The following is a 25,746-nucleotide window of genomic DNA, read 5'->3' on the forward strand; positions in this document are numbered from 1 at the left end:
TGGGTGGTCCGGTGCTGCTGACACCGTCGAACGGGTTGCCCGCGGCGGTGAAGAACGAGTTGTCGCGGCTGAGGCCCCAGCGTGTGGTCATCCTTGGCGGCACCGGTGTCGTCTCCGCCACCGTCGAGAGCCAGGTCGGCGCGGCGGTGAACCGCTGACCGACGGGGCTCTCAGCGTGCGTTGGCTATGATTGCCGTATACCTATGGCTGTACGCCGCATGCGCTATCTGAACGGTGAATCAATTGACATCCAGCGTGCCGATCGATCTCAGCGGGTTCGATGTACCTGGCCGGGGTCGAGGGATCCTCGATGTGTTCCGGCGGCAGTATCTGTTGCGTCTGCTGGTGCGCAAGGGTACTGCGACTCGATACCGCAACTCGGTTCTCGGGTGGGTCTGGTCGTATGTGAAGCCCGCCGCGCAGTTCATCATCTACTACTTCGTGATGGGCGTCATCATGCAGATGGACAGGGGAATCGAGAACTTCCCCATCTATCTTTTCTCCGGAGTGGTCGCCGTAAACCTCTTCAACGAGGCGTTCGGTAACGCGACGACGTCGATCGTCGAGAACCGTGCTCTGGTGAAGAAGATCTACCTCCCGCGGGAGCTCTTCCCGATAGCGGCGATCATCATCGCCTTCATCCACTTCCTGCCCCAACTGGCGATCCTGCTCCTGGTCTGTATCCTCGTCGGCTGGACGCCGACACTGATTGGCCTTGGCGGAATCGTCCTTGGCATCGTCGTCGTCCTCGCGTTCGCATTAGGGCTCGGATTGCTCTTCGCGGGGCTGAACGTGCGCTACCGCGATGCCCAGAACTTCGTCGAGCTGATCCGGATGTTCTCGACCTGGACGTCTCCCGTGCTCTATCCCTGGCTGCTGGTCCAGAACGCGCTGCACAACCACGAATGGATCTTCAACGTCTACACCTGGAATCCGCTGACCGTGGCTGTCGAACTGTTCCACCAGGGCTTCTGGGCAGGCACAGTGCCGCCCCCGTCGGCAGGTGCTGACGACCCGAGCATCCTGCCGAACTTCGAGATCGCGCTGACTGTGTCCGCCTTCATCTGTGTGGCCGTCCTCGTCATCGGCCAGACTGTCTTCCGCCACTACGAACGAACATTTGCACAGGACCTGTGATGGCTCAGATAATGCAGCTGACGACGAGTACCCCCAGCATCGTCGTCGACCACGTCTCCAAGCGCTTCCTGAAGCGCAACACGCATTCCTTCAAGGAAGCCTTCGTCGGATGGATTCGTGGCAAGAAAGTTCGGGCTGATTCCTTCCTGGCTCTAGACGACATCACCTTCCAGGTTGCACAAGGTGAGTCGGTCGCCGTCGTGGGGCTGAACGGTTCGGGCAAGTCGACGACACTGAAACTCATCTCCGGTGTACTGGAACCCGACACCGGGCGCGTTTTCACGCGGGGGCGAGTCGCCGGCCTGATCGAAGTGGGTGCGGGCTTCCATCCAGACCTCTCTGGACGCGAGAACGTATACCTGAACGCGGCGATCCTGGGCATGTCGAAGGAAGAAATCGACGCGCGCTTTGATGACATCGTCGCCTTCTCCGAAATCGGTGACTTCATCGACCAGGAGGTGAAGCACTACTCATCGGGAATGTTCATGCGCTTGGCATTCTCGGTCGCGATCCATGTCGAACTCGACATCCTGCTCGTGGATGAAGTGCTCAGCGTCGGCGATGCCCCGTTCCGAGAGAAGTGCATCGCGAAGATCAAGGAGCTTACAGCCCAGGGAGTGACCATGCTCGTGGTGAGCCACAGCACGGGGATGATCAAGGATCTCTGTGACCGGGGAATCGTGATCAGGAAGGGTAAGAAGATCTACGACGGCGAGATCAACGGCGCCTTGGCCGCGATGAAGTGAGGCGCTGCCGCCTCACCTGGTCTTGTCGCGGATATCCTCAACACGCACCGAGATCACCTGCCCGGTTAGGTCACTTCCGAGCACCTGGAGACTCACCGCAGCGACGTTCTCCGGAGCAAGAAGCGTCTCGAGTGGCTCCTCGCCGAAGGCGTTAGTGCGCATCGGGGTGTGGGTCCTCTGCGGGCTGATGCAGTTGATGGACACACCGTCTTCCGACCATTCCTCGGCGAGTGACTGCGTGAGATTCACGACCGCAGCCTTGCTCGCCGAGTAGACCCCGTAGTTGGCGCGTCCTCGGGTGTGCGAGCTGGATGTGAACAGCAGCACCTGCCCGCCCGTACGCTTCAGATACTTGTGGGCCGCTCGTGCGACGATCACAGGAGCGAGGAAGTTCGTCTCGATGCCGGCTTCGATCTGCTTGACTTTCGTCTTCGTCAATGGTCCCATTTGCAGGACACCCGCCGTCACCACGACGGCATCGATCCGGCCAGCCTTCTCATGCACGGCGCGGATGGCCTTCTTCACCTGCCCTCGCGAGCGAACGTCCGTGCCGGTCGTCGAGCGGCTGAACTCGTGCACTTCTGCACCAGCTCGAGCGGCGAGCTGCACGATGCTCTGACCTATCCCGTAGCTGCCGCCGAACACGATGACGACCTGTCCGGACATATCGGGCAGCTCGCCGTCTGCGGTGAGGCTCGACGACTGAAGCTGGAAGATCTTGTCGGCGATATGCACATCGATCGGCTCGGTGACCTTCATGTTTTCGGCCGTGCCGTCGACGACGAAGATGGGCACCTCGGGAAGGTACGTGAAGACGACGCCACAGTCGTCCGTGGCATGGAAGGAGGGATCACCTGCTGCAAGCTCGTATGCCCGTCGGATAGTCCCCGCGCGGAAGGCCTGAGGCGTCTGGCCCCGCCGCAGCGTCGAGCGGTTCGGGATGCCGGTGATGTGCGAGGAGGAGTCGATTTGGATGATCGTATCGGCTGACGGGATCGCGGTATCGACAGCGTCGTAGTGTTCGAGGGCCTCCACGCAGTCCTCGAGGATGCGTTCGTTCACGAACGGTCGCACGGCATCATGGAAGAGCACCTTGGTGTCCGGATCGTCGTCGATCACAGCCAGGGCGGCTCGGGTGGAGTCGTTTCGCGTCTCGCCGCCCGGGATGATCCGGCTGAGCTTCGGGAAACGCTCGGCGTCCTTGAACGACTCGAGCTGCTGGATCGCTCCGGCGTTCATGACGATGATGATCTCGTCGATCACGGGACTAGCATTGACCACTTCCAGCGTGTGCTCCACGATCGCCTTACCGGCGATCTTGATCAGCTGCTTCGGCACACCGAGACCCACCCGAACCCCGATTCCACCAGCCAACAGCACAGCAACAGTTCGGGCAGTCATCCCTGCATTCTATCGAGCGAGTGACCGCGGACCGTGGTCACTCGCGGCCGGCGAGCGCATCCTCGACCTGGATCCGAAGCTCGGCGACGCGCCTGCTGTCGGCGCGCAGCTCGTCCAGGTCGACCTCGAGTTCGGCGACGCGCTGACGAAGGTCGTTCACTGTGTCGACGAGAGCGGAAACCGTCTCGGCTCTCAAGCGGCGGCGGGCGAGCCATCCGCGCGCGCTGAGCATCAGATCCTGACGGATGCGGACGAGTCGATTCATGGGTGATCCTCCTGTCGCTGGTACTCGACGACCGACAATGTGCGCTGGACGCCGTCTTCGTCGCGGATTCGTGTGCGCTCCAGTAGGACGCAGCGCAATCCGGCTTCGGCCGCCTCTTCCATGCGAGTGGGCCAGTCAAGGTGCCAGGTACGCGGCCGGTCCGGACGGTAGCGTCCCAGTTCCTCGTAGTCTGCGGTGATCACGCGCGCGCCGCGGCGCAGCGCGAAGTGGAACAGATGCAACAGCGCGCTGCGTCCGCGCGGATCCTGACATGCGAGCAGGTGGTTCGCGGTGACAGCGGTGCGCGTGTCCGCCGTTGCGTCGGCGAGCGCCCTGCGCATGAAATCGAATGCGGGAAGATAGTCGACGAGGTTCACGTGCGCTTCGCCGTCGAGCACCGAACGGGCCGTGCCGACGGACTCGGCTCCGACAGCCGAGAGACCTGCTGCGCGGTAGGCGCACAGGTCCTCCCCGTTGCCGGAGCCGAGATCGACGACGGCGTCGGCATGAGGGATCACGTGGCTTCGGATCGCGTTGCTCTCGTGTGCGCTGCCTCCCTGGGAATAGCGGATCGTCCAGTTGTTGATCCCCATGTAGAAGGTGCCGAACCAGGCGTGGAAGCGGCGCTGCGTCTGCCAGGGCGTCTCGAAGACGAACGAGGGATCGGGTGTGCGCCAAGACGGCCCGTAGCAAGCGGCGAGCCAGGCCTCAGGGTCGCGGGGCGCTGCCAGCCGCACGCCGTGCAGTTCAACTTCCCCGAGCGGGAGGATCGCGTCCTCCATGCCCGCCGCGCGGACGTGGATGGGCTCGTGGAACATGCCCGACTTGTAGAACGCGGTGAAGATGTCGACGTAGTAGTCGTGGGCATCGTCGTCGCTGAGCACCTGCAGATGCGACCAGCTGTGCCGGATCACTCGGAACCCGTTTTCGACGAGCAGGCGGTGCAGTCGGTCGTTCTCCAAGACGAGATCGGAGGGATGCGAGTGTTTGCTCAGGTAGGCGACATCGGCGTCATCGTCGTGCGGCAGGATCTCCGCGTCGCGGACCGCACCGAGGAGCGTGCCGCCGACGATGAACGCCTCGAAACCGTTCTGCCGAAGGAAGGCGAGTACGTCGGCTGCGGCAGCGGCGACCTTAGGGCGAATGTCCTCACCCGTCTCGAACGACGGCTTCATGCGCCCCCACTTGTCGACGCGGAGCGTGCGTCCCCGGCCGTCGACAAGGTCGGGCGATCCGCTGCCGGACCAGTGCAGTTTCCCTCTCCACAGCGGATCGTGACTAATCGAATCGGACACGATGCCCACTGCGCTTCCGAGCAGCCGCTCCCTCAGCGCGGGAGGCCAAGCCTGGGTGCGCCGTCCCGGCGCGAGCGTGGTCGACCAGACCCGGTGCCCGTCCAGCGTGACGTCGACCGTGCGCCCGACCGAAGTCGGCGAGTAGCGGATGCCGCGCCGGGTGAGCCTGACAGGCGGTGTAGGGATCATTCGCCTCCTTAGGCGTTGAACGGCGTGTGCCGCCCGCGCTGGGAGATTCGTCTGCAGGGTGTCGCGCGTGCTGCCTACGATACCGTTCGCGTGCTGACGCATACTGCGCCGCCGCCGGAGGCCATTCGGCCTCGGAGCGGGCGCAGGAAGAGCGACGATCACGCGGGCTACAATCGGCCTTCGGGTGCGACATGAGGCGTACCGCCGTGGCGAGGTGAGTATCGCGTCGCCACCACAGCAATGCATATTCTCGATTCCGAATAGGGTTCCGCACCAGATGACGCCAACGGTGTACAGCATCGTCGTTCCGCTATACGAGACCGCACGCTTCCTGCCTGCACTCCTCGGCTCGCTGGAACGACAGCGAGGGCGCGGTGACGAGTTCGCGCTGGAATGCCTGTTCGTCGATGATTCTTCACCCGATGACGCGGGCCGGATCGCAAGCGAGTGGCTCACCAGAACGGGCATCGCGGGCCGCGTCATAGAGCAGCCGAATCGCGGAGTCAGCGCCGCGCGCAACAATGGCCTGGACCTGGCCACGGGCGAGTGGATCGCGTTTGTAGACTCGGACGACTTCCTCTCTGACGGCTACGTACTCGGCGTGCATCGCTTCCTGCGCTCCGTGGCGGAGGCATCGAACGGGGTCTCGCTCGTGTCCTGCAACGTCGCGCGATATCACGAGATCGACGACCGGTATGATCACGCGCATCCGCTCAGGGACAAGTTCAATCGTGGAGACCGGTTGTACCCACTTGAGCAGCATCCAGAGTTCATCCAATCGCAGGCGGCCTCGGCGTTCTTTCCGCTCGCAAAGCTGCGAGCCTCCGGTGTGAGGTTCCTCGAGGGCCTGCACGCCGCCGAGGATGCGCTGTTCGTGTCCTCGTATCTGCTCACGGAGACGCAACCGGTGATCGCCTGTGTCGCGTCCTCGGATTACTACTATCGTCAGCGCGCGAGCGGCGACTCCGCAGTGAACAGGTTCGCCCGAAATCCGGACTACTATTTTGCGCGGTTCACGCGGGGATACCTTCCGCTGTTCGCGAAGGCCAGGGCTACACACGGTTCAGTGCCCCATTGGCTCGGTCAGTACTTCTTGTATGACATGCGCTGGTTCTTCCCTCGTGAGATGGACGCGACGAACAAGGCGACCCACCTAAGCGCCGCTCAGAAGGCGGAGGTGCTGAGTTCGGTCGCGGCAGTGCTGAAGCAACTCGACCCGACCTGGGTGCGTGACTATTCGATCACCGGCATGGGACTCGAGCTGCGGGATCTGATGCTGTCGCTGATGGATGCGCCACTTCTTAGCGAAGGTCTCGTCGAGGTCCATGGCATCGATGAGCACAGGGATCTGGTTCAGCTCCGATATCGCTTCGTCGGTGAGCTGCCCGTCGAGAGCGTCACCGTCGGGGGGCGACCCGCGGTCGTGGTCGCGGCGAAGACGCGTCGCCTGGATTACCTGGGGCAGACGAGGATGCGGCAGCGCATCCTGTGGATCGTCGCGGACGATGACTTGGTGGTGCTGCTCGACGGACGGCAACAGAAGATCGTTCTGGCACCGCCGAGTGTTCCCGCGTTCTCGGCCAGTCGAGCTCGGTTGGGGTTCGACTCCTACGTGGATCCGATCGGCCCGATTCCGCCGTCGAAGGCGCTCCGTCCTCTTCCGCGGCGGATGGTCGGCCGTGTTCGGCGCGAGGCGGCCGCGCTGGCCCCGGCGCTGTTTCGCAACGCGCGTGTGCGCGCCCTCGGCGAGGAGTTGCGCGAGTCGAGAGCGGCGAAGATCGTGCGGATTCATGCGCAACGGCCGCGCACACGCGCGCGGTACGGAGGCGCATGGCTGTTCATCGACCATGTGAATGTAGCGGGTGATAACGCCGAAGCGCTTTACCGGCACGTGCGCGTGGAGGCTCCGGATGTGAATGCGGTGTTCGTCATCGACCGGCGGTCATCTGATTGGCAGAGACTGCGGCGTTCGGGCGCGCACGTGCTCGCGTACGGGTCTCTTGAGCACCGAGCGGCGCTCATGAACGCCGAGTTCGTGATCTCGTCCCAGCTGGGTGCCGAGAGCGCTGCGCCGCTTTCGCGCGAGATCTACTGGGACGGTCGTATTCCATGGCGATTCGTGTACCTGCCGCGTGATCTGATCCGCGACGACCATTCGATCTGGCTCAACGGGCAGCCGATCACGCTGATGGCGACCGCGGCCGACGATGAGCTGCGCGCATTGACCGATGACGACACCCCGTCGTCGTTGACCGCCCTGGAGGTGACCAACACGGGATTCGCGCGACACGATGAGATCGTCCGAGAGCGGGCCGCGGCAGAGGGTCGCAGGCGGCGCCTTGTGTTGTTCGCGCCGTCGGATGACGACCCGCTGTGGCTGGAGCTCTTCAACGACACACGCCTCTTGGGGTTGGCCGACCGATTCGAGGTCGATCTCGCTTTTCTCGACCCCGGCCGCGGAGACTTCCGCTCGAGACGCCTGCCGGAGCGGGTGCATCTCGCGGCGCACGCGGATGGGCGTGCGGCGCTGCTGGTGTCGACGGCGGTGCTGGTCACAAACAGCTCGCCGATCTCCCTCGACGCCGCCATCGCGGGCGCCGCTGTCGTCCGTTACCAGCCCGCCGACGGGGACGCTTCAGCGTTGCTAGACGAGCGCGAGATCGGCGCCGTCGCCGCAGATGTGGACGAACTGCTCGAGGCGCTCATCGCCCAGCTGGATCCCGCGCGGCCGATCGAACACACGGGGGAGCACCGACATCTGCTCCCTCCAGCGATGCGCGACCCGGACGGTCATGCGGCTGAGCGGGTTCTTCACGCGATTCGGGCGCTCCGATGACGGTGTGGGATTGGCTGGCGATGTTACCGGTGATGGTCGTCGCCATCGCTGTCGTGCTGCTTCCGGGGCTGCTCATCGGTGCCGCACTTCGGGTACGCGGGGTTCTGCTTTGGGGTTTCGCACCCGCGGCCGGCGTCGCGGCACTAGCGGTGAGCGCCGGCGGTCTCGGCATACTCGGTGTCGGTTGGTCCGTGTGGACTGCGGGTATCGCCGTGCTGCTGCTCGCGGGGATGGCCGCGTTGATCGGCCACTCGCTCGCCCCTGCGAAGCTGGAGGTCGTACGCCCCGGTCACGGCGTGGCGGTCGCCGCTGCTGTCGCCGCTGGGGCTCTCCTCGGGATGGTGCGCATGGCGTCGCTCATTCGCAGCCCTGACAGCGTGTCGCAGACCAACGACGCGACGTTCCATCTCAACGCATTGCGGTTCATCTCGGATTCAGGCAGCGCATCGTCATTGGACCTCCTCGGCGCTATCGACACGAGCGGTTTCTATCCCGCAGCGTGGCATGCTGTCGCCTCCACGGTCGCGGCGCTCACCGGCGCGGATGTCGTGCGCGTCGCCAACGCGACATCGCTCGCGATCGCCGGACCGATTTGGGTGCTGTCGATCACGTCGTTCGTCTGGTGTACAGCGCGTGGCGCGCGCGCGGCGACGATCGCGGCGGCGCTGATGTCCCCGGCGCTACTGGCCTTCCCCTTCTACGCGCTCGATTTCGGTGTGCTGTACCCGTACGCGCTCTCGGTGGCCGTTCTACCCGGCGTTCTCGCCGTGCTCGTCGCTCTCGCCGCCTCACACCGCGACGGGGGAGCCGGAACAGAGACAGTGCGGCGCCGATGGCTTGCTATCGTGGCGTCGGCGGTCGGGCTCGCCGCGATCGCGCTCGCACAGCCGGCGGCACTCCTGATCTGGGTCATAGGCGCAGTCTCCCTCGTCCTGTGGATCGTCCACAAGGAATGGGCCGGCTCGGGCCGACGGCGCAGGATCTGGCTGCTTGTGACTGCCTTCGCGGTCGTGGTAGCTGCTGCGCTGGTCTGGGCCGTGCTGATGCGGTTCAGTCCCAGTGTGCTCTGGTCATCGCGCAAGTCACTGATCCCGGCTGTCGTTGACCTGGTGCTCAACGACAGCATCGGTCCGGGTCCGGCTGTGACGATGAGCGCGCTCGCGATCGCGGGGATCGTGGTGGTCGTCTGTCGCAGACCATTGCGGTGGCTCCTGCTCTACGGTGCGGCCATCTCGGTGCTGACGCTGGTCGCGGTCTCGGTGCGCAACGAGGCGATCCGCGGACTGCTGTCCGCCTGGTACGCGGATCCCCACCGCTTTATCATGATGATGCCCTTGGTGGTCATCCCGCTCGCCGCGATCGGCGTCGCCGGCATCCTGAGACTGATCGGCCGCCGGAGCAGAACGGCAAGCCTCGTCGTGGGGGCGGTCGTCGCCGGCGTACTTCTGGTCGAGACCACCGTCTGGGCGGTGATTGACGCGAGATCCGAGCGGAGCGACTATGGCGTCACCGCGACGTCCTACCTGTCGATCGATGAGAGGCTCCTACTCGAGCGGCTGCCGCACTATGTCGATCGCGACGATCGCGTCCTCGGAGATCCTTCTGCGGGAGCGGCGTTCGGCTACGCGCTGAGCGGTGTGGATGTCGTTCCCCGAACTTGGTCCATGCCCAACGACGCCGCGCACACCGTGCTCGGAGAGGAGTTGGTCGATCTGGCTGACGAGCCGGCCGTCTGCGAGGCGCTCGCCAGCACAGGGATCGACTATGTCCTCGACTTCGGTCAGAGCACCGCCGGGGCGGGCCGCCAGGACATGCCCGGTCTGACAGGATTCGCGGATGCTGCGGGCTTCCGGAAAGTCGCTCAGCAGGGTGATGCGTCCCTCTGGCGGATCACCGGCTGCGACTGAGGGCGAGCTCAGACCGCTTCGTCATCCGCGGCGCTCCTGTGCGCGGAGCGCTCTGAAGCCTCAAGCAGCGCGATCTTGCGCGACAGCAGCGTCAATTGCCGTTGCAGTGCGGCGTTGCGTCGGTACTGCGTGTACACGAACGCCAGGAACATGACGATCAGTGCGTACAGCACCAGATCGGTACCCCGGCCCACCCCGACGAGCTGGGCCAGCCAGGTCAGCCATTGGGGGAACAGCACCGACAGGACGGCGGCGATCACGAACAGCGCCATCAGCAGCCGACGGATCGCAAGATGGCTGTCGGCGCCCGTACGCCGCATCATGAAGGCCGCGAGGATGACGATGGCCACGATCAGGAGGAGCTGGATCCACATGGGTCACCTCACCACCAGATCCACGAGGATGTTCACAGAGTTGAGCACGCTCTGACCCTTCGCCTTCGAGTAATCGGTGTACAGCAGCTCGACGGGATACTCGATCCACGGCAGACCGGTGCGGCCGATCTCAAGTACGATCTCGGTCGCATGCGCCATGCGATCCTGCTTGAGCTCGATCTTCTGCGCGGCGTCCCGACGGATTACCCGGAGGCCGTTGTGAGCGTCGGTGAGGCGCATGCCCGTGGTCATGTTGGTCACCCAGATCGCCGTCTTAAGGATGACCTTCTTCATCCACCCCGGACGGGTCCGGTCATCGAGGAACCGTGATCCGAAGACGACCGCCGCGCCACCGCTGCGGGCCGCCTCGAGCATTCCCAGCGCGTCCTCGATCCGGTGCTGTCCATCGGCGTCGAAGGTCACGATGTACTCGCACTCAGGGTGGGAGAGAGCGAAGTCGATGCCGGTCTGCAGGGCGGCACCCTGCCCGAGGTTGACGGGGTGCTGCACCAGGAGCGCCCCGGCCTCCATTGCGATCCGCGCCGACCCGTCGCTCGATCCGTCATCGACGCAGACGATGTTCGCGAACTTGGTCCTCAGATCGCCGACGACCCCGGCGATGACGCCCGCCTCGTTGTACAGCGGCATCACGACCCAGGCTCGACGGTCGAGTGTGTGTGGCACAGGCACGCTCATCGGCATGATTCCATTGTGTCAGGTGCTGCTGCGCGACCTCGGCGAGGCGTGCGGAACCCGGCCGAGTGTGAGGAGCGCATGTGAACCGCAGAAGCCGCGCGTCGCGATCCCGCGTGCGCGTCGTCATGGCGAGCCGCATCTTCGCGCCTGAGCCCTCAGCGGCGTCATTGCGCCTCGGTGCGCTGGCCGCCGAACTGACGACGCGGGGAGCCGATGTGCGCGTGCTCACGACGACACCGCCCAGGAGCGCCCCTGCCGCATCCGACGCCGGGACGGATGTCCGGCGCTGGCCGGTGCTGCGGGACGCGTCCGGGTATGTCCGCGGGTACCTGCCGTACATGAGCTTCGACCTCCCGTTGCTGCTGCGGATCGTCTTCGGACGCCGCGGTGACGTGTACCTCTGTGAGCCGCCTCCCACCACAGGGCTGTTCATGCGCATCGCGTGCGCGCTCGTCAGGCGGCCGTACGTCTACTACGCCGCGGACATCTGGTCGGACGCCGCCCAGGCCACCGGAGCGTCCGGCGCCGTGCTCCGCGTCGTGCGATGGATGGAGGCCTTCGCCCTGCGCGGAGCGCAGGAGGTCCTCGTGGTGACCGACGGGGTGGCCGAACGCGTCGGCGAACTCACTCCGGGAGCTCGCACCCACGTCGTCGGCCATGGAGTGGATCTCGACCTCTTCTCTCCCGGTGGCACGGCCGTGCCTGTGCCAGCGGATGTCGTTTACGTGGGGTCGGCGAGCGAATGGCACGGGGCTGAGATCGCCGTCCGCGCAGTGATCGATGTGCTCCGGCGGCGTCAGGAGCTCACCGCCGCCTTCGTCGGGCAGGGCTCTTCCTGGCAGGCGATGCGCGCCGCCGTCGCGGATGCGGGTCTCGCCGGCCGGATCCGGTTCGTGGACACTGTGCCGCCGGAGCAGGCTGCGGCGTGGCTGAGAGGCGCGCGTGTCAGCCTGGCGACGCTCGTACCGGGGCAAGGCTACGACTTCGCGGTTCCGACGAAGCTCTACGCCTCCGTGGCTGTCGGCACTCCCGTCGTCTATGCGGGCCCCGATCCGGTTCGCAGCCTCGTCGAGCGGAACGGGCTGGGTCGGGGCGTCGGATACGATGAGCACGAACTCTCCCGCGCGCTGGAGGAGCTGCTGGCCGCCCTGCATCGCCCGGAACGCGGCGCTGACTGGCTGGCCGCGTGGGCGCGTGAGCATGTCTCGGCCGAGGCGGTGGCGCGACGTTCCGCCGAGGTAGTGCTCGCCGCGGCCACCCCGAACACGGCCTACTCGGACACCCGACGATAGAATCTCGGTGCACCGTCTCGTCCTTCGGTGAGCTAGGAGCGCTGTGACTCATTCCACCCAGGTGCGGATCGTCGAATCCGCAGATGTCTCCGCCGACGCATCGATCGGCGACGGCTCCTCGATCTGGCACCTGGCTCAGGTGCGCGAAGGCGTGCGGATGGGTGAGAACTGCATCGTCGGACGCGGCGCCTACATCGGCACCGGCGTCGAGATGGGCGACAACTGCAAGGTGCAGAACTATGCCCTGGTCTACGAGCCGGCCAAGCTCGCCGACGGTGTCTTCATCGGGCCCGCGGTCGTGCTGACCAATGACACCTACCCGCGCGCCATCAACGCCGATGGAACGCTCAAGAGCGCCCATGACTGGGAGGCCGTCGGCGTGACCGTCGAGCGCGGAGCGGCCATCGGTGCGCGCGCCACCTGCGTCGCGCCCGTGACGATCGGCGCCTGGGCGACGGTGGCGGCCGGCGCCGTCGTCGTCAAGGACGTCCCCGCCTACGCTCTTGTGGCCGGCGTTCCTGCGCGTCGCATCGGCTGGGTGGGGGAGTCCGGCATGCCGCTGGCCGCTGGTGAGGATGAGAACACGTGGGTCTGTCCGGCGTCGGGCGACCGATATTTCGAGACTGATGGAATTCTGACCAAGGAGGCCGCGTGAGCGATTTCATTCCCCCGGCGAGGCCGATCATCGGCGATGAGGAGCGCGAGGCCGTCGACCGCGTGCTACGCAGCGGCATGGTCGCGCAAGGGCCTGAGGTCGCTGCGTTCGAGCAGGAGTTCTCCCAGCACTTCGTGCCGGGTCGTCCGTCAGTGGCGGTCAACTCGGGCACGGCCGGTCTGCACCTGGGCCTTCTCGCCGCCGGGGTCGGCGCGGGCGATGAGGTCATCGTCCCGTCGTTCACGTTCGCCGCGACCGGGAACTCGGTCGCCCTGACCGGTGGCACACCCGTGTTCGTGGACATCGAGCCTGAGACGTTTTCGCTGGATCCGGAGGCGGTGGCCGCAGCGATCACTCCGAAGACCAAGGGGATCCTGCCGGTGCACCTGTACGGTCACCCTGCGCGGATGCGCGAGCTCGAGAGGCTGGCGGCAGACCGCGGCGTGGCGCTGTACGAAGATGCCGCGCAGGCCCACGGCGCCTCGCTGGACGGTCGGCCTGTGGGCTCGTTCGGGGAATTTGCGATGTTCAGCCTGTATCCGACTAAGAATATGACCAGCGGTGAGGGCGGAATGGTCACCGCGGCGACCGATGAGCTCGCACGTCGAGTCAGGCTGCTGCGCAACCAGGGCATGGAGCGTCAGTACGAGAACGAGGTGATCGGGTTCAACGCCCGCATGACCGACATTCACGCGGCGATCGGCCGCGTGCAGCTGACGAAGGTCGACGCGTGGACGAAGACGCGGCAGCAGAATGCTGCCTTCCTGGACGCGAATCTGGAGGGCGTCGTCGTCCCGTCGGTCGCCGAGGGGGCCGTGCACGTGTACCACCAGTACACGATCCGCGTCCCGGACGACCGAGACGGGTTCGTGAAGGCGCTCAAGGAGGAGCACAACGTCGGCGCGGGCGTGTACTACCCGATCCCGAATCACCGTCTGCCGTCGCTGGCGCCGTACGCGCCTGGGCTGGATCTGCCCGAGACCGAGCGTGCCGCGCGTGAGGTGGTGTCGCTGCCGGTACACCCCTCGCTCAGCCGGGGGGATCTGGAGCGCATCGTCGGTGCCGTCAACGCGACCGCGAAGGCGGGCGCCTGATGGTGCTGCGCGCCGGATTGCTCGGCGTCGGGATGATGGGACGTCACCACGCACGCGTGCTACGCGAGCTGGACGGCGTCGACCTGGTCGCGATCGCGGATCCAGGGGGTGATCCGCACGGTGTCGCGGGTGACCTGCAGGTGCTGCCCGATATCGACGCGCTGATCGGAGCGGGCATCGACATCGCGGTGGTCGCGGTGCCGACCCGGTTCCACGAGCATGCGGCGTTGAAGCTCGCCGACGCAGGCGTGCACACGCTTGTCGAGAAGCCCATCGCGCACAGTCTGGATGCCGGGCAGCGGATGGTCGACGCGTTCAAAGACGCGCGTTTGGTGGGTGCAGTCGGCCACATCGAGCGCTTCAACCCCGCTCTGCAGGAGCTGCGCCGCCGCATCGCAGCGGGGGAGCTCGGCGCGGTCTACCAGGTCGTCACCCGCCGGCAGGGTCCCTTCCCCTCGCGTATCGCGGATGTGGGGGTCGCCAAGGATCTCGCTTCGCATGATGTGGACCTGACCGCGTGGGTGGTGCAGTCCGACTACGACGTCGTTTTCGCGCAGACCGCGTTCAAATCCGGCCGCGAGCACGAAGACATGATCACCATCACCGGTCGCACCAAGTCCGGGGTGATCGTGAACAATATCGTCAATTGGCTCAGCCCGATGAAAGAGCGCCTCACCGTCGTGACCGGTGAGAAGGGCGCGTTCGTTGCCGACACCTCCACCGGAGATCTCACCTTCTACTCCAACGGAACCATCCCCCTCGAGTGGGAATCCGTCTCCAGCTTCCGAGGCGTGTCCGAAGGAGACGTCACCCGGTACGCGTTCGCCAAGCGCGAGCCGCTGCGCGTCGAGCACGAGGCATTCCGCGACGCCGTCCTCGGCCATCAGACAGACGTGGTCACCATGGAACAGGGCCAGCGCACCCTCACCGTCGTCGAAGTCGCCCTCGCCTCGGCGGGCGACTCCTCGGTGCGAACGCTGCCGGGCGCGTGAGGAGCCACCGGGCCCGCTGGGCGGCGCGTGTAGGTGTCGCGTTGGCACTGGTCCTGAGTGCGCTCGCACCGCCCGCACAGGCCGCGCATGCGCAGTCCGTGAATGCAGGGACTCGCCCTGTCACGGCCGTGACGCAGACACCGCAGCGCATCGCCGGCACCGACCGCTACGACACCGCGGTGCGGCTCTCGCGGACGCTCGACGGTCCCGTGCCGGTCGTCTTCCTCGCGACGGGTGCCGACTTCCCTGATGCGCTCACGGCGGCTGCGGCTGCCGGTGCGGCCGGCGGACCGCTGCTGTTGACCAGGCCGACCATGCTCCCGGACCTCGTCCGTGCAGAGATCGTGCGGCTGGCCCCACAGCGCATCGTGGTCGTCGGGGGCTCCGGTGTGGTGGCTGCCGGTGTCGAACGGGCGCTGCGCGGCATCGCCCCCACGACGCGAATTCAGGGTGCCGACCGTTACGAGACGGCGCGGCGCCTCTCCACCGCCGAGTTCACCGCCGCGGACGAGGTCTTGATCGTCACGGGCCGCGACTATCCGGATGCACTGGTCGCCGCAGCCGCCGCGGGAGGGGCACGTGTGCCGGTTCTGCTGGTGAACGGGCGGGCGACAACACTGCCGTCGGGCATCCTACAGGAGATCCGGCGCCTCGGTGCCGAGCGCGTGTCGATCGTCGGAGGCTACGGTGCGGTGCGCCCGGAACTCCAGTCCGTTCTTGCGAAAGCTGGCCTGAGGGTGCATCGTCTCGCCGGCGCGAACCGCTACGACACCGCTGCGGCCGTCGACGACGCGTACTTCCCGGCGAGCAGCGCCGATCGTGCGCTCATCGCGACGGGAGCTGACTTCCCCGATGCGCTCGCCGGCGCCGCGGCCGCTGCTCGTGCGAACCAGCCGCTGTATCTGGTGCGGCGCACCTGCGCCGATCCAGCGACCGTCGCCAGCGCCACGCGCGTGGGAACCACAGCAACACTCGCACTGGGAGGCGCCGCTGTCGTCAGTGAGGCCAGCGCCCGTCTGGTGTCGTGCACGAAGGCGGCGCCTGGGAGCGTGCTCGATCAGAGCTGGGACGAACTGGATACCTTGTTCGACCCCGACGCGCCGGCTCCGTACTGGGACCGCCCGCCCGTGGACGTGCGCGCGAGCACTCAGGTCCTTGACACCACAGGGTTGCGGGTGTACCGCGAGAAGTCCACCGGGCTTCGCGCGGACCACCCGGTCGTGTATGCACAGTACGGCATCTCGGCTTTGCTGGAGTATCAGCGAACCGGCGACGCCCTGTGGTTGAAACGGGCGGAGCGGCAGGCGGAGCGGCTCATCGAGATGCGCACGCTGCGCGGTGACGCGTGGTGGTACTCGTACCCCTTCAACTGGACGTACAGCGATCGCACGCTGCATGCGCCCTGGTGGTCGGCGATGGCACAGGGACAGGCTCTGTCGCTGTTCGTTCGTCTGAGCGACGTGGACCCGCAGCCGCGCTGGGATGCCGCGATCGAGGGCACCTGGAAGAGCTTCCTGCAAAGTCGTTCGTCCTCCCAGCAGTGGTCGAGCGTCGTGATCGACGGGCACCTGTACTTGGAGGAATACGCCGGCGACCAGAAGCCCCTGCAAGTGCTCAACGGGCAGATCTTTGCGATGTTCGGCGTCTACGACTATTGGCGTCTGACGGCGAATGTCGACGCAGAGCGGCTGTTGCGCGGAGCCAGCGCGACAGTGCTCGACATGATGCCGAAGATTCGTAAGCCCGGTGACGTCTCGTATTACTGCGTTCAGGCGAGCTTCTGCCAGCGCACGCTGTGGCAGAACCAGAAGTACCACGTGATCCACTCCTGGCAGCTCGATACTCTGCAATCGCTCACGGGTATCGAAGAGTTCGGCCACTGGGCGGACACGTTGCGCGCCGACTGGCGGCCGGTCACGCTTCGCATGCAGAACGATACGCTCGCGGACGAAGTCACACTTGGGGGCGACCCGCTGGACGCCGATCCGTTGGATCAAGGTGAGTCGAGCAGCGGGCCGTGAGCAGTCTGCGAGCGTTCGCAGGCTGGGCTCTGCGAGCGGCACCGGAAGGGCTAGCACTGCGAATCGTTCCGGACCGACTGGGTTACCGGAGCGAGGACATCCCGGCACCGATGACGTTCGGCGATGCGCGCACCCGTCTGCTCATCGCGCCCGCCAACTCCGCTGGGCAGGGGAGTTCCTGGGCATCCGCCGTTCGCGCGCTTGACGGCCAGGATGCCAGAAATTTGACTGTGACTCGGCGCGGCGGACTCGCCTTCCCGAGCGATTCCGCGGTGCCCGCTGCCGTCTTCGCCCATTCGCGGCGCTGGGCTTCCCGCCACGCCCGGGCGGTGCGCGATCACGTCACTCACGTGCTCGTAGAGAGCGAGCGCGCCGTTCTCGGGGTCACGGAGAGGCACGATGTCCGACGCGAGGCCGACTGGTTCTCCCGGGCGGGGATCGCCCGCGGCTACGTCAGCCACGGAAGCGACCTGCGGCATCCTGACCTGCACGCCCAGCTGAGCCCGTGGTCGCCCTTTCGCGACCGTGACTGGGAGCTGCGTGATCGGCTGGTTTCGCTCGCCGAGCATAACGCGGCGTTCCTACGAGAGCAGGCCCCGGGGACGGTCTTCGTGGTCACACCTGATCTGCTCACCGACCTGCCCGAAGCAACCTGGTTACCGAACGTGGTCCGCCCGGAGCAGTGGGCGACCGAGCGCGGAGTCCTCGTGGAGGAACGCCCCCTCGTGGTTCATGCGCCGACCAACGCCCACCTCAAGGGGAGCGACCTGATCGCGGGGCCGCTCGACCGTCTCGCCGACGCCGGCGTCATCCGGTACCGCCGTGCTGAGGCCATCCCACCGCACGACATGCCGGCGCTTTATGCTGAGGCCGACGTCGTGCTCGATCAGTTCCGCATCGGGATCTATTCCACCACTGCCCTCGAGGCGATGGCGGCGGGGAGACTGGTGCTCGGGTTCCTGCTGCCCGAGGTTCGCGCGCTCGCCGAGCGCGAGTCGGGCATGAGCGTGCCGATCGTTCAGGCGAGCGTCGACACTCTTGAAGGGGTGCTCGTCGACATCGCGGAGAATCCGGACAGCTACCGGGAGACAGCGGCCCGCGGTCCGGAGTTCATTCGAGCGCTGCACGACGGTCGCTACTCGGCGCGCGTGCTCAGCGAGTCGCTCCTCAGTCACGGGCAGCGGTGAGCGCAGGCCTCGCTCAGAGTGCGCGCACCGGGCGACGATAAGATCGAGCGGGCACGTTCGGCCGCCGCCGACATGCGACACATCATGCGAAAGGCTGGGCGAGAAGTGAGCGGAGAGTCCGACGACCGGACGGCGCTGGTGCTCTCGTACTCCGACATCGCTTCGGATCCGAGGGTGCGTCGAGAAGTCGACTGGCTGACCACGGATGGCTGGAGCGTGGATACCCTCGGGCTGGGACAGCATCCCGCGCCGGAAGTGCGCGAACACTACGAGCTCGCGCCCGCGCGCGGCTGGACGACCAACCGGATCGGACTACTCGCGGCGCACCTGCTCCTGCCGCAGCGCCTGCGCTTCCGAGCGCTCATGAGCTCGCGCATTCCGGAGCCGCTGCGTGAGCGCGTCCGCGCCGGACGGTACGACCTCATCGTGTTCAATGAGCTCGAATTCGCCCCCTGGCTCGATGACGACCGCGACTTCACGCCCGCTGCGCTGAAGGGCCTCCATCATCTCGACCTCCATGAGTATCACAACCCGGATCGACGGCGACAGACCCTCGGGGCACGGATCACTGGTGCCCACTACCGGTGGGGGCGCAGTCACATCGCGTCGGCTCGATTCACGAGCCGCTCGGTGGTGAACACTCCGATCGGGCGGCTCTACGCCGATGAATTCGGCATCCCGACCCCCGCGCCGGTTCGCAATGCGCCTCCCTACGTCGCCGACCTCGAACCCACCCCGGTCGACCCGCACGAGATCCGCATGCTCTTCCACGGGCTGCCGAGCTGGTCGCGAGGATTCACCGAGATCCTGGCGGCGCTGCGAGAGCTCCCGCCTCGTTTCTCGATGACCTTCATGCTCACATCCAACCCGCCCGTCCTTGCGATGCTGCGGGACGAGATCAGCCGCCACCCGGCGCGGGAACGCATCCACATCGTGCCGCCGGCCCCTATGCGCGAGATCGCGCAGTGCATCAACGAGTACGACATCGAGATCGTCTTCTACAAGCCCACCGGTATCAACTTGCAGTACGCGATGCCGAACAAGTTCTTCGAAGCAGCCCAGGGGCGTCTCGCGCTGGTGGTCGGTGAGACCGAGACCATGGCACCGCTCGTGCGTGAGCACGGTCATGGAGTGGTGGTGCCCGAGTTCACGTGGGAGTCTCTCAGAGACACGCTCCGCGAGCTCGACGCGGAGCGCGTCATCGAGATGAAGGCGCGTTCGGCCGTCGTGGCGGCTCGATTGAACTCGGCCTCCGAGGGCAGGGCCTTCCTGGCCGCGATCGCGGCGGGGGCGCGGTGAAGAACGCCAACTGGAAGCTGTACCGACAAGTTCTCGGCGTGCTACCGCGCAGTGCCGGGCGATACCTTTCGTTCTACGCCTCTGTGATGGGGGCGCTCGCGCTCATGGATGGTCTCGCGCTCGGACTGCTCGCCGTCGTGATCGCTCCGCTGGTGAGCGGTACGCCCCTCGTGCTGCCGATCATCGGACGGCTGGAGGGCCCACAGGTCCTGATACCGCTGGCGCTGGTATGTGGACTCATCGTGGTTAAGGGAGCATTCGCGCTCACCATGCAGTGGTTCGCTACGCGACGGTTCTCCCGTTACGAGCTGGAACTCGGCGTGCGCGTGTTCGACGGCTACATCCGCGCCCCATGGGTCAAGCGACTGCGGCGGAACTCGTCGGATCTCGTGCGGATCACGGACGCCAGCGTGAGCACGACCATCTCCGGCTTCCTGCTCCCCGGGGCGTCGCTGATCGGCGAGTTCATGAACTTCTTCTCGCTCATCCTGGTGCTGGCCATCGCCCAGCCCTTCGTCGGGCTCGTCACCATCGTCTACCTCGGCATCATCGCGCTGATCCTGCAATTGCAGATCTCCCGCAGGTCGAAGCAGGCGGGGCTGGTCGCGCTTCGATACTCGCTGCGGTCATCCCGACTGATCACTGAGATGATCGGCGCGCTGAAAGAGGTCACATTGCGCGGCAGCGCCGCACAGGTGGCCGATGTCGTGCGCGAGAACCGATCCCACGCGACCCGAGCCAGGGCGAACTCCCAGTTCCTCGCTCAGGTGCCGCGGCACATCATGGACATCGCCCTGATCGGCGGCATCGTCATCGTCGGCGGCGCCGGATTCATCAACGACGGCAGCGTGCAGGGGGCGATCGCTTCGATCGCGCTCTTCGGCCTCGCCGGGTTCCGGCTGGCGCCTTCGCTGGTGCGCTTCCAGGGCGTCCTGCAGCAGCTGAATGTCTCGGCGCCGCACGCACGCGCCGTCCTCGACGAAGTGCGGGACTCAGAGGAATACATGGCCACCGCGCTGCGCGGCGACACCGCGACGTTCCCGGAATCGCCGCGCATCATCCGGTTCGACGACGTCAGCTTCCGGTACACGCCTGACTCGGCGGATGCGGTGCGCGGGGTGACCCTCGAGATTCCGATCGGAACGCAGGTCGCATTCGTCGGGGCATCCGGCGCCGGCAAGTCGACCATGGTCGACCTGCTGCTCGGCCTCATTGAGCCGACAGGCGGGAGCATCACGGTCGACGGTGTGCCGCTTAGCAGCGTTCTCAACGCTTGGCGCGCGCAGATCTCCTACGTGCCACAAGAGGTATCGCTGTTCGATTCGACCGTCGCGCAGAACGTCGCGCTCAGCTGGCGCGCCGACTTCGATCGCGACCGGGTGCGCTTCGCGCTGGAGCAGGCGCAGTTGCTGCCGCTGATCGACGCGCGCGAAGGCGGGATGGACGGACGGATCGGCGAGCGCGGCCTGGCCCTCTCCGGTGGTCAGCGGCAGCGGATGGGCATCGCCCGCGCGCTGTACAGCGACCCGCGTGTGCTCGTGATGGATGAGGCGACCAGCGCGCTGGACACTGCCACCGAAGCGGCTGTGACCAGGGCGATCGAAGGCCTGCGCGGCAGCGTGACCACCGTGACGGTCGCTCATCGACTGTCGACGATCCGCAACGCCGATACGGTCTTCTTCATGCGTGACGGTCAGGTTGCGGCCTCCGGAACCTTCGATGAGGTCGTCGCCACGGAGTCGGAGTTCGCCGTGCAGGCCGCTCTCGCAGGTCTCGTCGACCCCGACGCCGGCGATGCACGCGAGCGGGGGGACGAGATCGAGCGGCAGGAGACCGAGCGGCGGGAGTCCGCGCGGCCCGGAGGCGAAGACGCATGACACAGGCAGAGATCATCATCGGCGTCCACAGCGGCAGCCGTCCCGTCGAGCGTGCGGTCTCCTCTGCTCTGGCGAACGAGCGCGACATCCTGGTGACCGTGATCGCGCACAATCTGGATCCCGCGATCGTGGCGGGGCGGCTCGGCGCGCTCGCCGCAGACAACCGTGTACGGTTGCTCGCGCTGCAGGACGGCGTGCGCTCGCCTGCCAACGCGTTCAATTTCGGGCTGGACAATGCCGTCGGCGAGTTCGTCGGGCTGCTCGGCTCGGACGATGAGCTCTCACGCTCGGCGCTGGATGAATGGCTCGCGCTCGCAGAAGCGCGATCCGCAGACGTCGTCATCGCCCCCATCCGCCGCATCGCCGCCGGCGGGGTGGCCTCTCCGCGCGTGCGACCCCGCCGCACACAGGAACTCGACGGCGACCGCGATCGGCTGTTCGAGCGCACCGCTCCGCTCGGACTCTGGCGGCGGCAGCGGTTCGCGGGGCTACGATTCACCGAGGGTCTGCCTCGCGGGGTCGACCAGTCATTCGGCTTGCACCTCTGGTTCTCGGGAGCCTCGATCGCGTTCGATCCGACTTCGCCCGCCTATCTCGAGCATGATGATCAGAAGGATCGCGTGACCAAGGCACCCGGACCGGCTGCTGATGATCTGGCATATCTCGATGCGATCGAGTCGGATGCCGTGTTCGGCGAGATGTCGCTCAGCGCACGGCGCGCGGTCGCGGCCAAGATACTGCGCGTGCACGTGATCGGCTCCATCTCCACACACATCGGACCGGAAGGGCTGAGCGACGCCGATCGCGCCACATACGCGGAGACCTGGCGCAGGCTCAAGAGGTGGGCACCGGGTGTGGACGGCATCCTGGCGCGTCGCGACGCCCGTATCCTGCGTGAGGCCATGGTCGACGACGCCACCGAGGAGTCGCTGCGGGCCGCACTCGGCGACCGAAGTAGGTACCTCTCAGCCGATGTGCTGATGACGTCGAATCCGCTGCGCGTGCTGCACCGCCACGCACCGCTACGATCGCTGATCGCCGGCCGTCGTGTCGCGATGGCGGTCAACGCGGCACGGCGCTGAGACCGTCGATCGCGTCTGCCCAGACCGGCAGCTGCGACTCGGCCGACAGCTTCGCGGCTGCGGCGTGCGCCGCCTTCTTCCAACGCTGGACCGCTTCCGCGTCGATCGCGTCGAGCACCGTTCGGATGTCGGATGCCTCGAAGCCGGCCGTCACAGCGCCGAGACCGTGCTCCTCGACGAGACGCGCCATTCCCGGTGTCGGACCCACGATGATGCCGAGGCGCGCCTGCACGAAGTCGAAGAACTTGTTCGGAAGGGCGAGCGCCTGATTCGTCACCGTCGCGGGGAGAACATGGATGCCCACGTCATAGCGGTTCAGCGTGGGGAGCAGGTCGTGGTGGTCGACCGGCGGCAGCATCCGCACGCGAGGTCCGAGACTTCGCGCGAGCTGCTCGAGCTCGGCGACGTACGCCGGATTGTTCGGCGTCAGCAGCACCGAGAGCTCGATGTCCGCCGAGGACTCCGCGACAGCGCGCATCATCGTCTCGATCCGTCGCGTGGGCAGTGCCGCACCGGCATGCACGAGACGGATCGGAGCGGAGACCGTCCCGGGGCTGTACGGCAGGTACGCTGGCGCGTTCGCGACCACCTGCGCCTCGATCCCGTGCCTGCGGTACGCGTCTGCGATCTCGGCTCCAACGGTGCTGGCCGAGACGGGTCGTGCGCCGTATGTCTCCACGATCCAGGTCAGGTAGGGCTGTCGCAGCCGGCGCCATTGAGCGCTGTCGTCATGCAGACCCGGGTAGTACTCGTGCAGGTCGGTGTGGATGCTCTCGGCGGGCGCCAGCCGCAGAGCGAGCGGGACCGTGTAGATGTCATTGGCGAGGATGCGCTGCGGGTACTTCCCTCGCAGCGCGCGCCGCGTCGCGCGGACGAGAGGGTCGGTCCAGTACATCAGCCGGTACAGGTGCAGGCGCAGCAGCACCGCCTCGATGTATGCGCGCATGCGGCGACGCGTGCCAGTGGGGACGGTGATCTCATAATGCGCCGCCACACCGTCGACAGCCTCGCCGAAGCCGAGGGTCGTCACGTCGAACCGCTCAGAGAAGAGCTTCACCTGCCTGAGCACTCGGGCGTCCCTCGAGATCGGCGAGTACGACAGGATGAGCAGTCCCGGTCGGCTGCTCGACGTCGCAGGGATCTGGGTCGGCGGTGTCATCGACGGTCGTCCTCTCGGTGCCGGGCGCATGCGACGCGGTATGCCTCTTCGTATCCGCGCAGCACGGTCTCAGGAGTGAATCGATCGGCCACAGTGGCGGCGACCGACTCGGCCGACATGCGTTCGAAATCCTCGTAGAGCCGGATGATCGCATCGGCGTAGGCGGTGGCGCTGCGTTCTTCGACCAGCACGCCGTTGTCGGGCTCGACATAGTCCCGCTGGCCCCCGACTGCGCCCATCACCACGGGGCGTCCATGGCTGATCGCCTCGATGGCGCTCAGGCAGAGCGTCTCCCGTCGTGTGGGCAGGAAGAAGATTTCGGCGCGTTCCAGCTCCGCCGACACACCGGCGCGATCCAGCGTGCCCACCAGCCGGATCGACGGGTCGTCCACGATGGCTCCCTGCACGTGGCCGCGAAGCGGTCCATCTCCGACCCAGCGGAGTTCGGCCGGCACGCCCCTGCGTCGCAGCTCGCGGATCGTCTCGATCGCCAGGAGCGGGTCCTTTCCGTCGACGAGGTTGGCGACGGCGACCAGACGGAGCCTGTCGGCGCTGTGCTCGGCGGCACTCACCACAGCCGCGGGGACGGCGGACGGCACGATCATCGTCGTGCCGCGCCGGAATCGACCGACGTGCTCGAGGAGGAACGAGCTGACGACCGTGACGACGTCCGGGCGCCGCAGCAAGCGCGACAGGAACATGAAGAAGATGCGTCCCCGGAGGTTGAAGGATGCGGGGTCGGTCACTGCCGACCAGTGCTCGGAGTGCACCCAGGGACGACCGACGCGGCGGCCGATGAAGGCCGCGATGGCGGGCAGTGCGTGGGTATGGACCACATCCGCCTGTTCGATGAGAGGATGCAGGCGCCGCCAGGCGGGCCTGTAGGTGCCGGGGGAGTTGCGATCGAACGGGATGCGGTGCACCGGCATCTCGGAGTCCGCATCGATGACGCGATCCTGCTCGGTGAGCAGGTGCGGCTCGACGAGATGCACGATCTCCACGTCATGGTGGGTACCGATCAGCTGCGCGTCACGCTGAACGAAGACCCCGGCGGTCGGCTGAGCGACGGTCGGATACCACGGGGTGACGACGAGGATGCGCACCGATAAAGGCTATCCCGGATGCGCGTTCAGCCCGCGACCCGCAAGTAGATGCGGGAGAGCTCGTCCGCCACCCGCACGCGGTCGAATCGTCCGGCCACGGTCGCCGCGATCTCGGCCGCGCCGAGGCTCGCTGTCGCGCGGGCGAGATCTTCGACGGCATCCGCGTAGGCGGCGCCGGTCTGACGCTCGACGAACCTGCTCACCGCCGGTGCGGCGTAGTCGACGGCCCCGGTCGCCGCCCCGCTGACGACCGGTCGCCCGTTGACAAGCGCTTCTGCGACGACGACGCAGAAGTTGTCGCCCTGGGTGGGCAGGACGAAGAGCGAGGCAGCCTGCAGCTCCTGCATCACACCGGCGGCGTCGAGTGCCCCGGCCAGGCGGAGCCGATCGTCGACATCCATCTCGCGCGCTCGTTCCGAGACGGCTGCCGCGAGTGGGCCGTCACCCACCCAGGTCAGCTCGGCGGGGACCCCTCGTGATACCAGCTCGGCGAGCGCGTCGACAGCGAGAATCGGTCCCTTGCGAGCGATGAGGCTTCCCACTGCGACCAGCCGGAGCGCGGGCCCGCGGGGGCGCTCGACCGGCGTGACCGTGTCGACGACGCACGGGACGACATCGACAGGGCTCGCGCGGAAGCGACGGATGCCTTTCGCAAGCCTCGAGCTCTCGGCGATGACGGCATCGGCGGATCGCAGTCGTCGACCCAGGACGCGCAGTGCGAGCCGGTCAGTCGCGCGCAGGGTCTCCGGAGCGGTGATGCCGGACCAGTGCTCAGAGTGCACCCAGGGACGCTCGCCGCCCGGACGTCCGACAAGCCATGGGACGAGTCCGGTGAGGGCGTGCGTGTGGGTGACGTCGTGAGACTGAGCGAACTCCGCCACGATGCGACGTGCCGCGCGGTATGCAAGGGGGTTCGCGCGGAAGAGCGGCACATGCCGATACCCGTAGCCGCCGAGCGATGATGGGTCCAGTGCTGCACCGCGCTGCCAGTCCAGGTGCAGCACGGTAACCTCGTGCCGTGCGGCGAGGGCTTCGACTTCCCGCTGTACGAAGACCCCGCTCGCAGCGGATTCCGCAGTGGGGAACCACGGGGTGACGACGAGGATGCGCACGGGTCCCAGACTATCCCGGATGCGGGT

Annotated in this window: 21 protein-coding genes; 13 read left to right on the plus strand and 8 right to left on the minus strand. The window is 66.6% G+C overall.

Annotation, left to right across the window (positions count from 1 at the left end; all coding sequences use genetic code 11):
• Window positions 1–255 precede the first annotated feature (255 nt).
• Both RIN43_RS06140 and RIN43_RS06145 read left to right on the plus strand, forming a co-directional pair.
• Complete coding sequence (locus tag RIN43_RS06140; RefSeq protein WP_309128003.1) at window positions 256–1,137, plus strand: ABC transporter permease; 882 nt, start codon at window positions 256–258, stop codon at window positions 1,135–1,137.
• Window positions 1,137–1,883, plus strand: a complete 747-nt coding sequence (locus tag RIN43_RS06145; protein WP_309128004.1) for an ABC transporter ATP-binding protein — start codon at window positions 1,137–1,139, stop codon at window positions 1,881–1,883. Before RIN43_RS06140 ends, RIN43_RS06145 begins: the two co-directional genes overlap by 1 nt.
• Before the next feature lie 12 nt (window positions 1,884–1,895).
• Here the strand turns inward: RIN43_RS06145 and RIN43_RS06150 are convergent, their stop codons facing one another.
• Genes RIN43_RS06150 through RIN43_RS06160 form a run of 3 tightly spaced genes read right to left on the minus strand, consistent with a single transcriptional unit; the run spans window position 1,896 to window position 5,033 of the window.
• Window positions 1,896–3,284: a bifunctional cytidylyltransferase/SDR family oxidoreductase gene (locus RIN43_RS06150; protein WP_309128005.1), complete on the minus strand. Its 1,389-nt coding sequence runs from the start codon at window positions 3,282–3,284 to the stop codon at window positions 1,896–1,898.
• A gap of 37 nt (window positions 3,285–3,321) precedes the next feature.
• Window positions 3,322–3,549: a hypothetical protein gene (locus tag RIN43_RS06155; protein ID WP_309128006.1), complete on the minus strand. Its 228-nt coding sequence runs from the start codon at window positions 3,547–3,549 to the stop codon at window positions 3,322–3,324.
• On the minus strand, window positions 3,546–5,033 hold the full coding sequence (locus tag RIN43_RS06160; protein WP_309128007.1) for a LicD family protein: 1,488 nt from the start codon (window positions 5,031–5,033) through the stop codon (window positions 3,546–3,548). The genes RIN43_RS06155 and RIN43_RS06160 overlap by 4 nt, the downstream gene beginning before the upstream one ends.
• A 277-nt stretch (window positions 5,034–5,310) precedes the next feature.
• Between RIN43_RS06160 and RIN43_RS06165 the strand changes: the two genes are divergently transcribed.
• Together RIN43_RS06165 and RIN43_RS06170 are read left to right on the plus strand one after the other, a co-directional pair.
• Window positions 5,311–7,869 carry a glycosyltransferase gene (locus RIN43_RS06165; protein WP_309128008.1) on the plus strand — a complete coding sequence of 853 codons (2,559 nt, stop codon included), beginning with the start codon at window positions 5,311–5,313 and terminating at the stop codon, window positions 7,867–7,869.
• A complete protein-coding gene (locus RIN43_RS06170) occupies window positions 7,866–9,776 on the plus strand; it encodes a DUF6541 family protein (protein ID WP_309128009.1) in 1,911 nt (636 codons plus the stop codon). The genes RIN43_RS06165 and RIN43_RS06170 overlap by 4 nt, the downstream gene beginning before the upstream one ends.
• Before the next feature lie 8 nt (window positions 9,777–9,784).
• On the opposite strand, the gene RIN43_RS06175 is transcribed toward RIN43_RS06170, so the two are convergent.
• On the minus strand, window positions 9,785–10,150 hold the full coding sequence (locus RIN43_RS06175; RefSeq protein ID WP_309128010.1) for a DUF2304 domain-containing protein: 366 nt from the start codon (window positions 10,148–10,150) through the stop codon (window positions 9,785–9,787).
• 3 nt (window positions 10,151–10,153) lie between these two features.
• Window positions 10,154–10,852 carry a glycosyltransferase family 2 protein gene (locus RIN43_RS06180; RefSeq protein ID WP_309128011.1) on the minus strand — a complete coding sequence of 233 codons (699 nt, stop codon included), beginning with the start codon at window positions 10,850–10,852 and terminating at the stop codon, window positions 10,154–10,156.
• A gap of 74 nt (window positions 10,853–10,926) precedes the next feature.
• Here RIN43_RS06180 and RIN43_RS06185 point away from each other — a divergent pair, with 74 nt between their 5' ends.
• The 9 genes from RIN43_RS06185 (at window position 10,927) to RIN43_RS06225 (ending at window position 22,345) form a co-directional block, all read left to right on the plus strand.
• Window positions 10,927–12,138 carry a glycosyltransferase family 4 protein gene (locus tag RIN43_RS06185; RefSeq protein WP_309128012.1) on the plus strand — a complete coding sequence of 404 codons (1,212 nt, stop codon included), beginning with the start codon at window positions 10,927–10,929 and terminating at the stop codon, window positions 12,136–12,138.
• A gap of 43 nt (window positions 12,139–12,181) precedes the next feature.
• Window positions 12,182–12,793 carry a DapH/DapD/GlmU-related protein gene (locus tag RIN43_RS06190; RefSeq protein ID WP_309128013.1) on the plus strand — a complete coding sequence of 204 codons (612 nt, stop codon included), beginning with the start codon at window positions 12,182–12,184 and terminating at the stop codon, window positions 12,791–12,793.
• The gene (locus tag RIN43_RS06195; protein WP_309128014.1) at window positions 12,790–13,887 is read left to right on the plus strand and encodes a DegT/DnrJ/EryC1/StrS family aminotransferase; all 1,098 of its coding nucleotides are present in this window, start codon (window positions 12,790–12,792) and stop codon (window positions 13,885–13,887) included. Before RIN43_RS06190 ends, RIN43_RS06195 begins: the two co-directional genes overlap by 4 nt.
• Window positions 13,884–14,879, plus strand: a complete 996-nt coding sequence (locus RIN43_RS06200; protein ID WP_309128126.1) for a Gfo/Idh/MocA family oxidoreductase — start codon at window positions 13,884–13,886, stop codon at window positions 14,877–14,879. The genes RIN43_RS06195 and RIN43_RS06200 overlap by 4 nt, the downstream gene beginning before the upstream one ends.
• A 41-nt stretch (window positions 14,880–14,920) precedes the next feature.
• Complete coding sequence (locus RIN43_RS06205) at window positions 14,921–16,900, plus strand: cell wall-binding repeat-containing protein (protein ID WP_309128015.1); 1,980 nt, start codon at window positions 14,921–14,923, stop codon at window positions 16,898–16,900.
• Entirely contained in the window at window positions 16,897–18,087 is a 1,191-nt protein-coding gene (locus RIN43_RS06210) for a hypothetical protein (RefSeq protein WP_309128016.1), read from the plus strand. The genes RIN43_RS06205 and RIN43_RS06210 overlap by 4 nt, the downstream gene beginning before the upstream one ends.
• A gap of 105 nt (window positions 18,088–18,192) precedes the next feature.
• Window positions 18,193–19,386 (plus strand): hypothetical protein, encoded by a 1,194-nt coding sequence (locus tag RIN43_RS06215; protein WP_309128017.1) that lies wholly within the window; start codon window positions 18,193–18,195, stop codon window positions 19,384–19,386.
• Window positions 19,383–21,263, plus strand: a complete 1,881-nt coding sequence (locus tag RIN43_RS06220; protein ID WP_309128018.1) for an ABC transporter ATP-binding protein — start codon at window positions 19,383–19,385, stop codon at window positions 21,261–21,263. The genes RIN43_RS06215 and RIN43_RS06220 overlap by 4 nt, the downstream gene beginning before the upstream one ends.
• Window positions 21,260–22,345, plus strand: a complete 1,086-nt coding sequence (locus RIN43_RS06225; RefSeq protein WP_309128019.1) for a glycosyltransferase family A protein — start codon at window positions 21,260–21,262, stop codon at window positions 22,343–22,345. Before RIN43_RS06220 ends, RIN43_RS06225 begins: the two co-directional genes overlap by 4 nt.
• On the opposite strand, the gene RIN43_RS06230 is transcribed toward RIN43_RS06225, so the two are convergent.
• Genes RIN43_RS06230 through RIN43_RS06240 form a run of 3 tightly spaced genes read right to left on the minus strand, consistent with a single transcriptional unit; the run spans window position 22,326 to window position 25,719 of the window.
• Entirely contained in the window at window positions 22,326–23,504 is a 1,179-nt protein-coding gene (locus RIN43_RS06230) for a glycosyltransferase family 1 protein (protein WP_309128020.1), read from the minus strand. The two genes, RIN43_RS06225 and RIN43_RS06230, sit on opposite strands and share 20 nt — an antisense overlap.
• On the minus strand, window positions 23,501–24,607 hold the full coding sequence (locus RIN43_RS06235) for a glycosyltransferase (RefSeq protein WP_309128021.1): 1,107 nt from the start codon (window positions 24,605–24,607) through the stop codon (window positions 23,501–23,503). The genes RIN43_RS06230 and RIN43_RS06235 overlap by 4 nt, the downstream gene beginning before the upstream one ends.
• 26 nt (window positions 24,608–24,633) lie before the next feature.
• Window positions 24,634–25,719 (minus strand): glycosyltransferase, encoded by a 1,086-nt coding sequence (locus RIN43_RS06240; RefSeq protein WP_309128022.1) that lies wholly within the window; start codon window positions 25,717–25,719, stop codon window positions 24,634–24,636.
• Window positions 25,720–25,746 lie beyond the last annotated feature (27 nt).

This window comes from Microbacterium sp. (genome assembly GCF_031178445.1).
GTDB lineage: Bacteria > Actinomycetota > Actinomycetes > Actinomycetales > Microbacteriaceae > Microbacterium.

Bases quoted from the DNA above. Each gene is read 5' to 3' on its own strand.
- RIN43_RS06145 (WP_309128004.1), top strand. From the start codon at position 1,137: ATGGCTCAGATAATGCAGCTGACGACGAGTACCCCCAGCATCGTCGTC.
- RIN43_RS06150 (WP_309128005.1), bottom strand. From the start codon at position 3,284: ATGACTGCCCGAACTGTTGCTGTGCTGTTGGCTGGTGGAATCGGGGTT.
- RIN43_RS06155 (WP_309128006.1), bottom strand. From the start codon at position 3,549: ATGAATCGACTCGTCCGCATCCGTCAGGATCTGATGCTCAGCGCGCGC.
- RIN43_RS06160 (WP_309128007.1), bottom strand. From the start codon at position 5,033: ATGATCCCTACACCGCCTGTCAGGCTCACCCGGCGCGGCATCCGCTAC.
- RIN43_RS06165 (WP_309128008.1), top strand. From the start codon at position 5,311: ATGACGCCAACGGTGTACAGCATCGTCGTTCCGCTATACGAGACCGCA.
- RIN43_RS06170 (WP_309128009.1), top strand. From the start codon at position 7,866: ATGACGGTGTGGGATTGGCTGGCGATGTTACCGGTGATGGTCGTCGCC.
- RIN43_RS06175 (WP_309128010.1), bottom strand. From the start codon at position 10,150: ATGTGGATCCAGCTCCTCCTGATCGTGGCCATCGTCATCCTCGCGGCC.
- RIN43_RS06180 (WP_309128011.1), bottom strand. From the start codon at position 10,852: ATGCCGATGAGCGTGCCTGTGCCACACACACTCGACCGTCGAGCCTGG.
- RIN43_RS06225 (WP_309128019.1), top strand. From the start codon at position 21,260: ATGACACAGGCAGAGATCATCATCGGCGTCCACAGCGGCAGCCGTCCC.
- RIN43_RS06230 (WP_309128020.1), bottom strand. From the start codon at position 23,504: ATGACACCGCCGACCCAGATCCCTGCGACGTCGAGCAGCCGACCGGGA.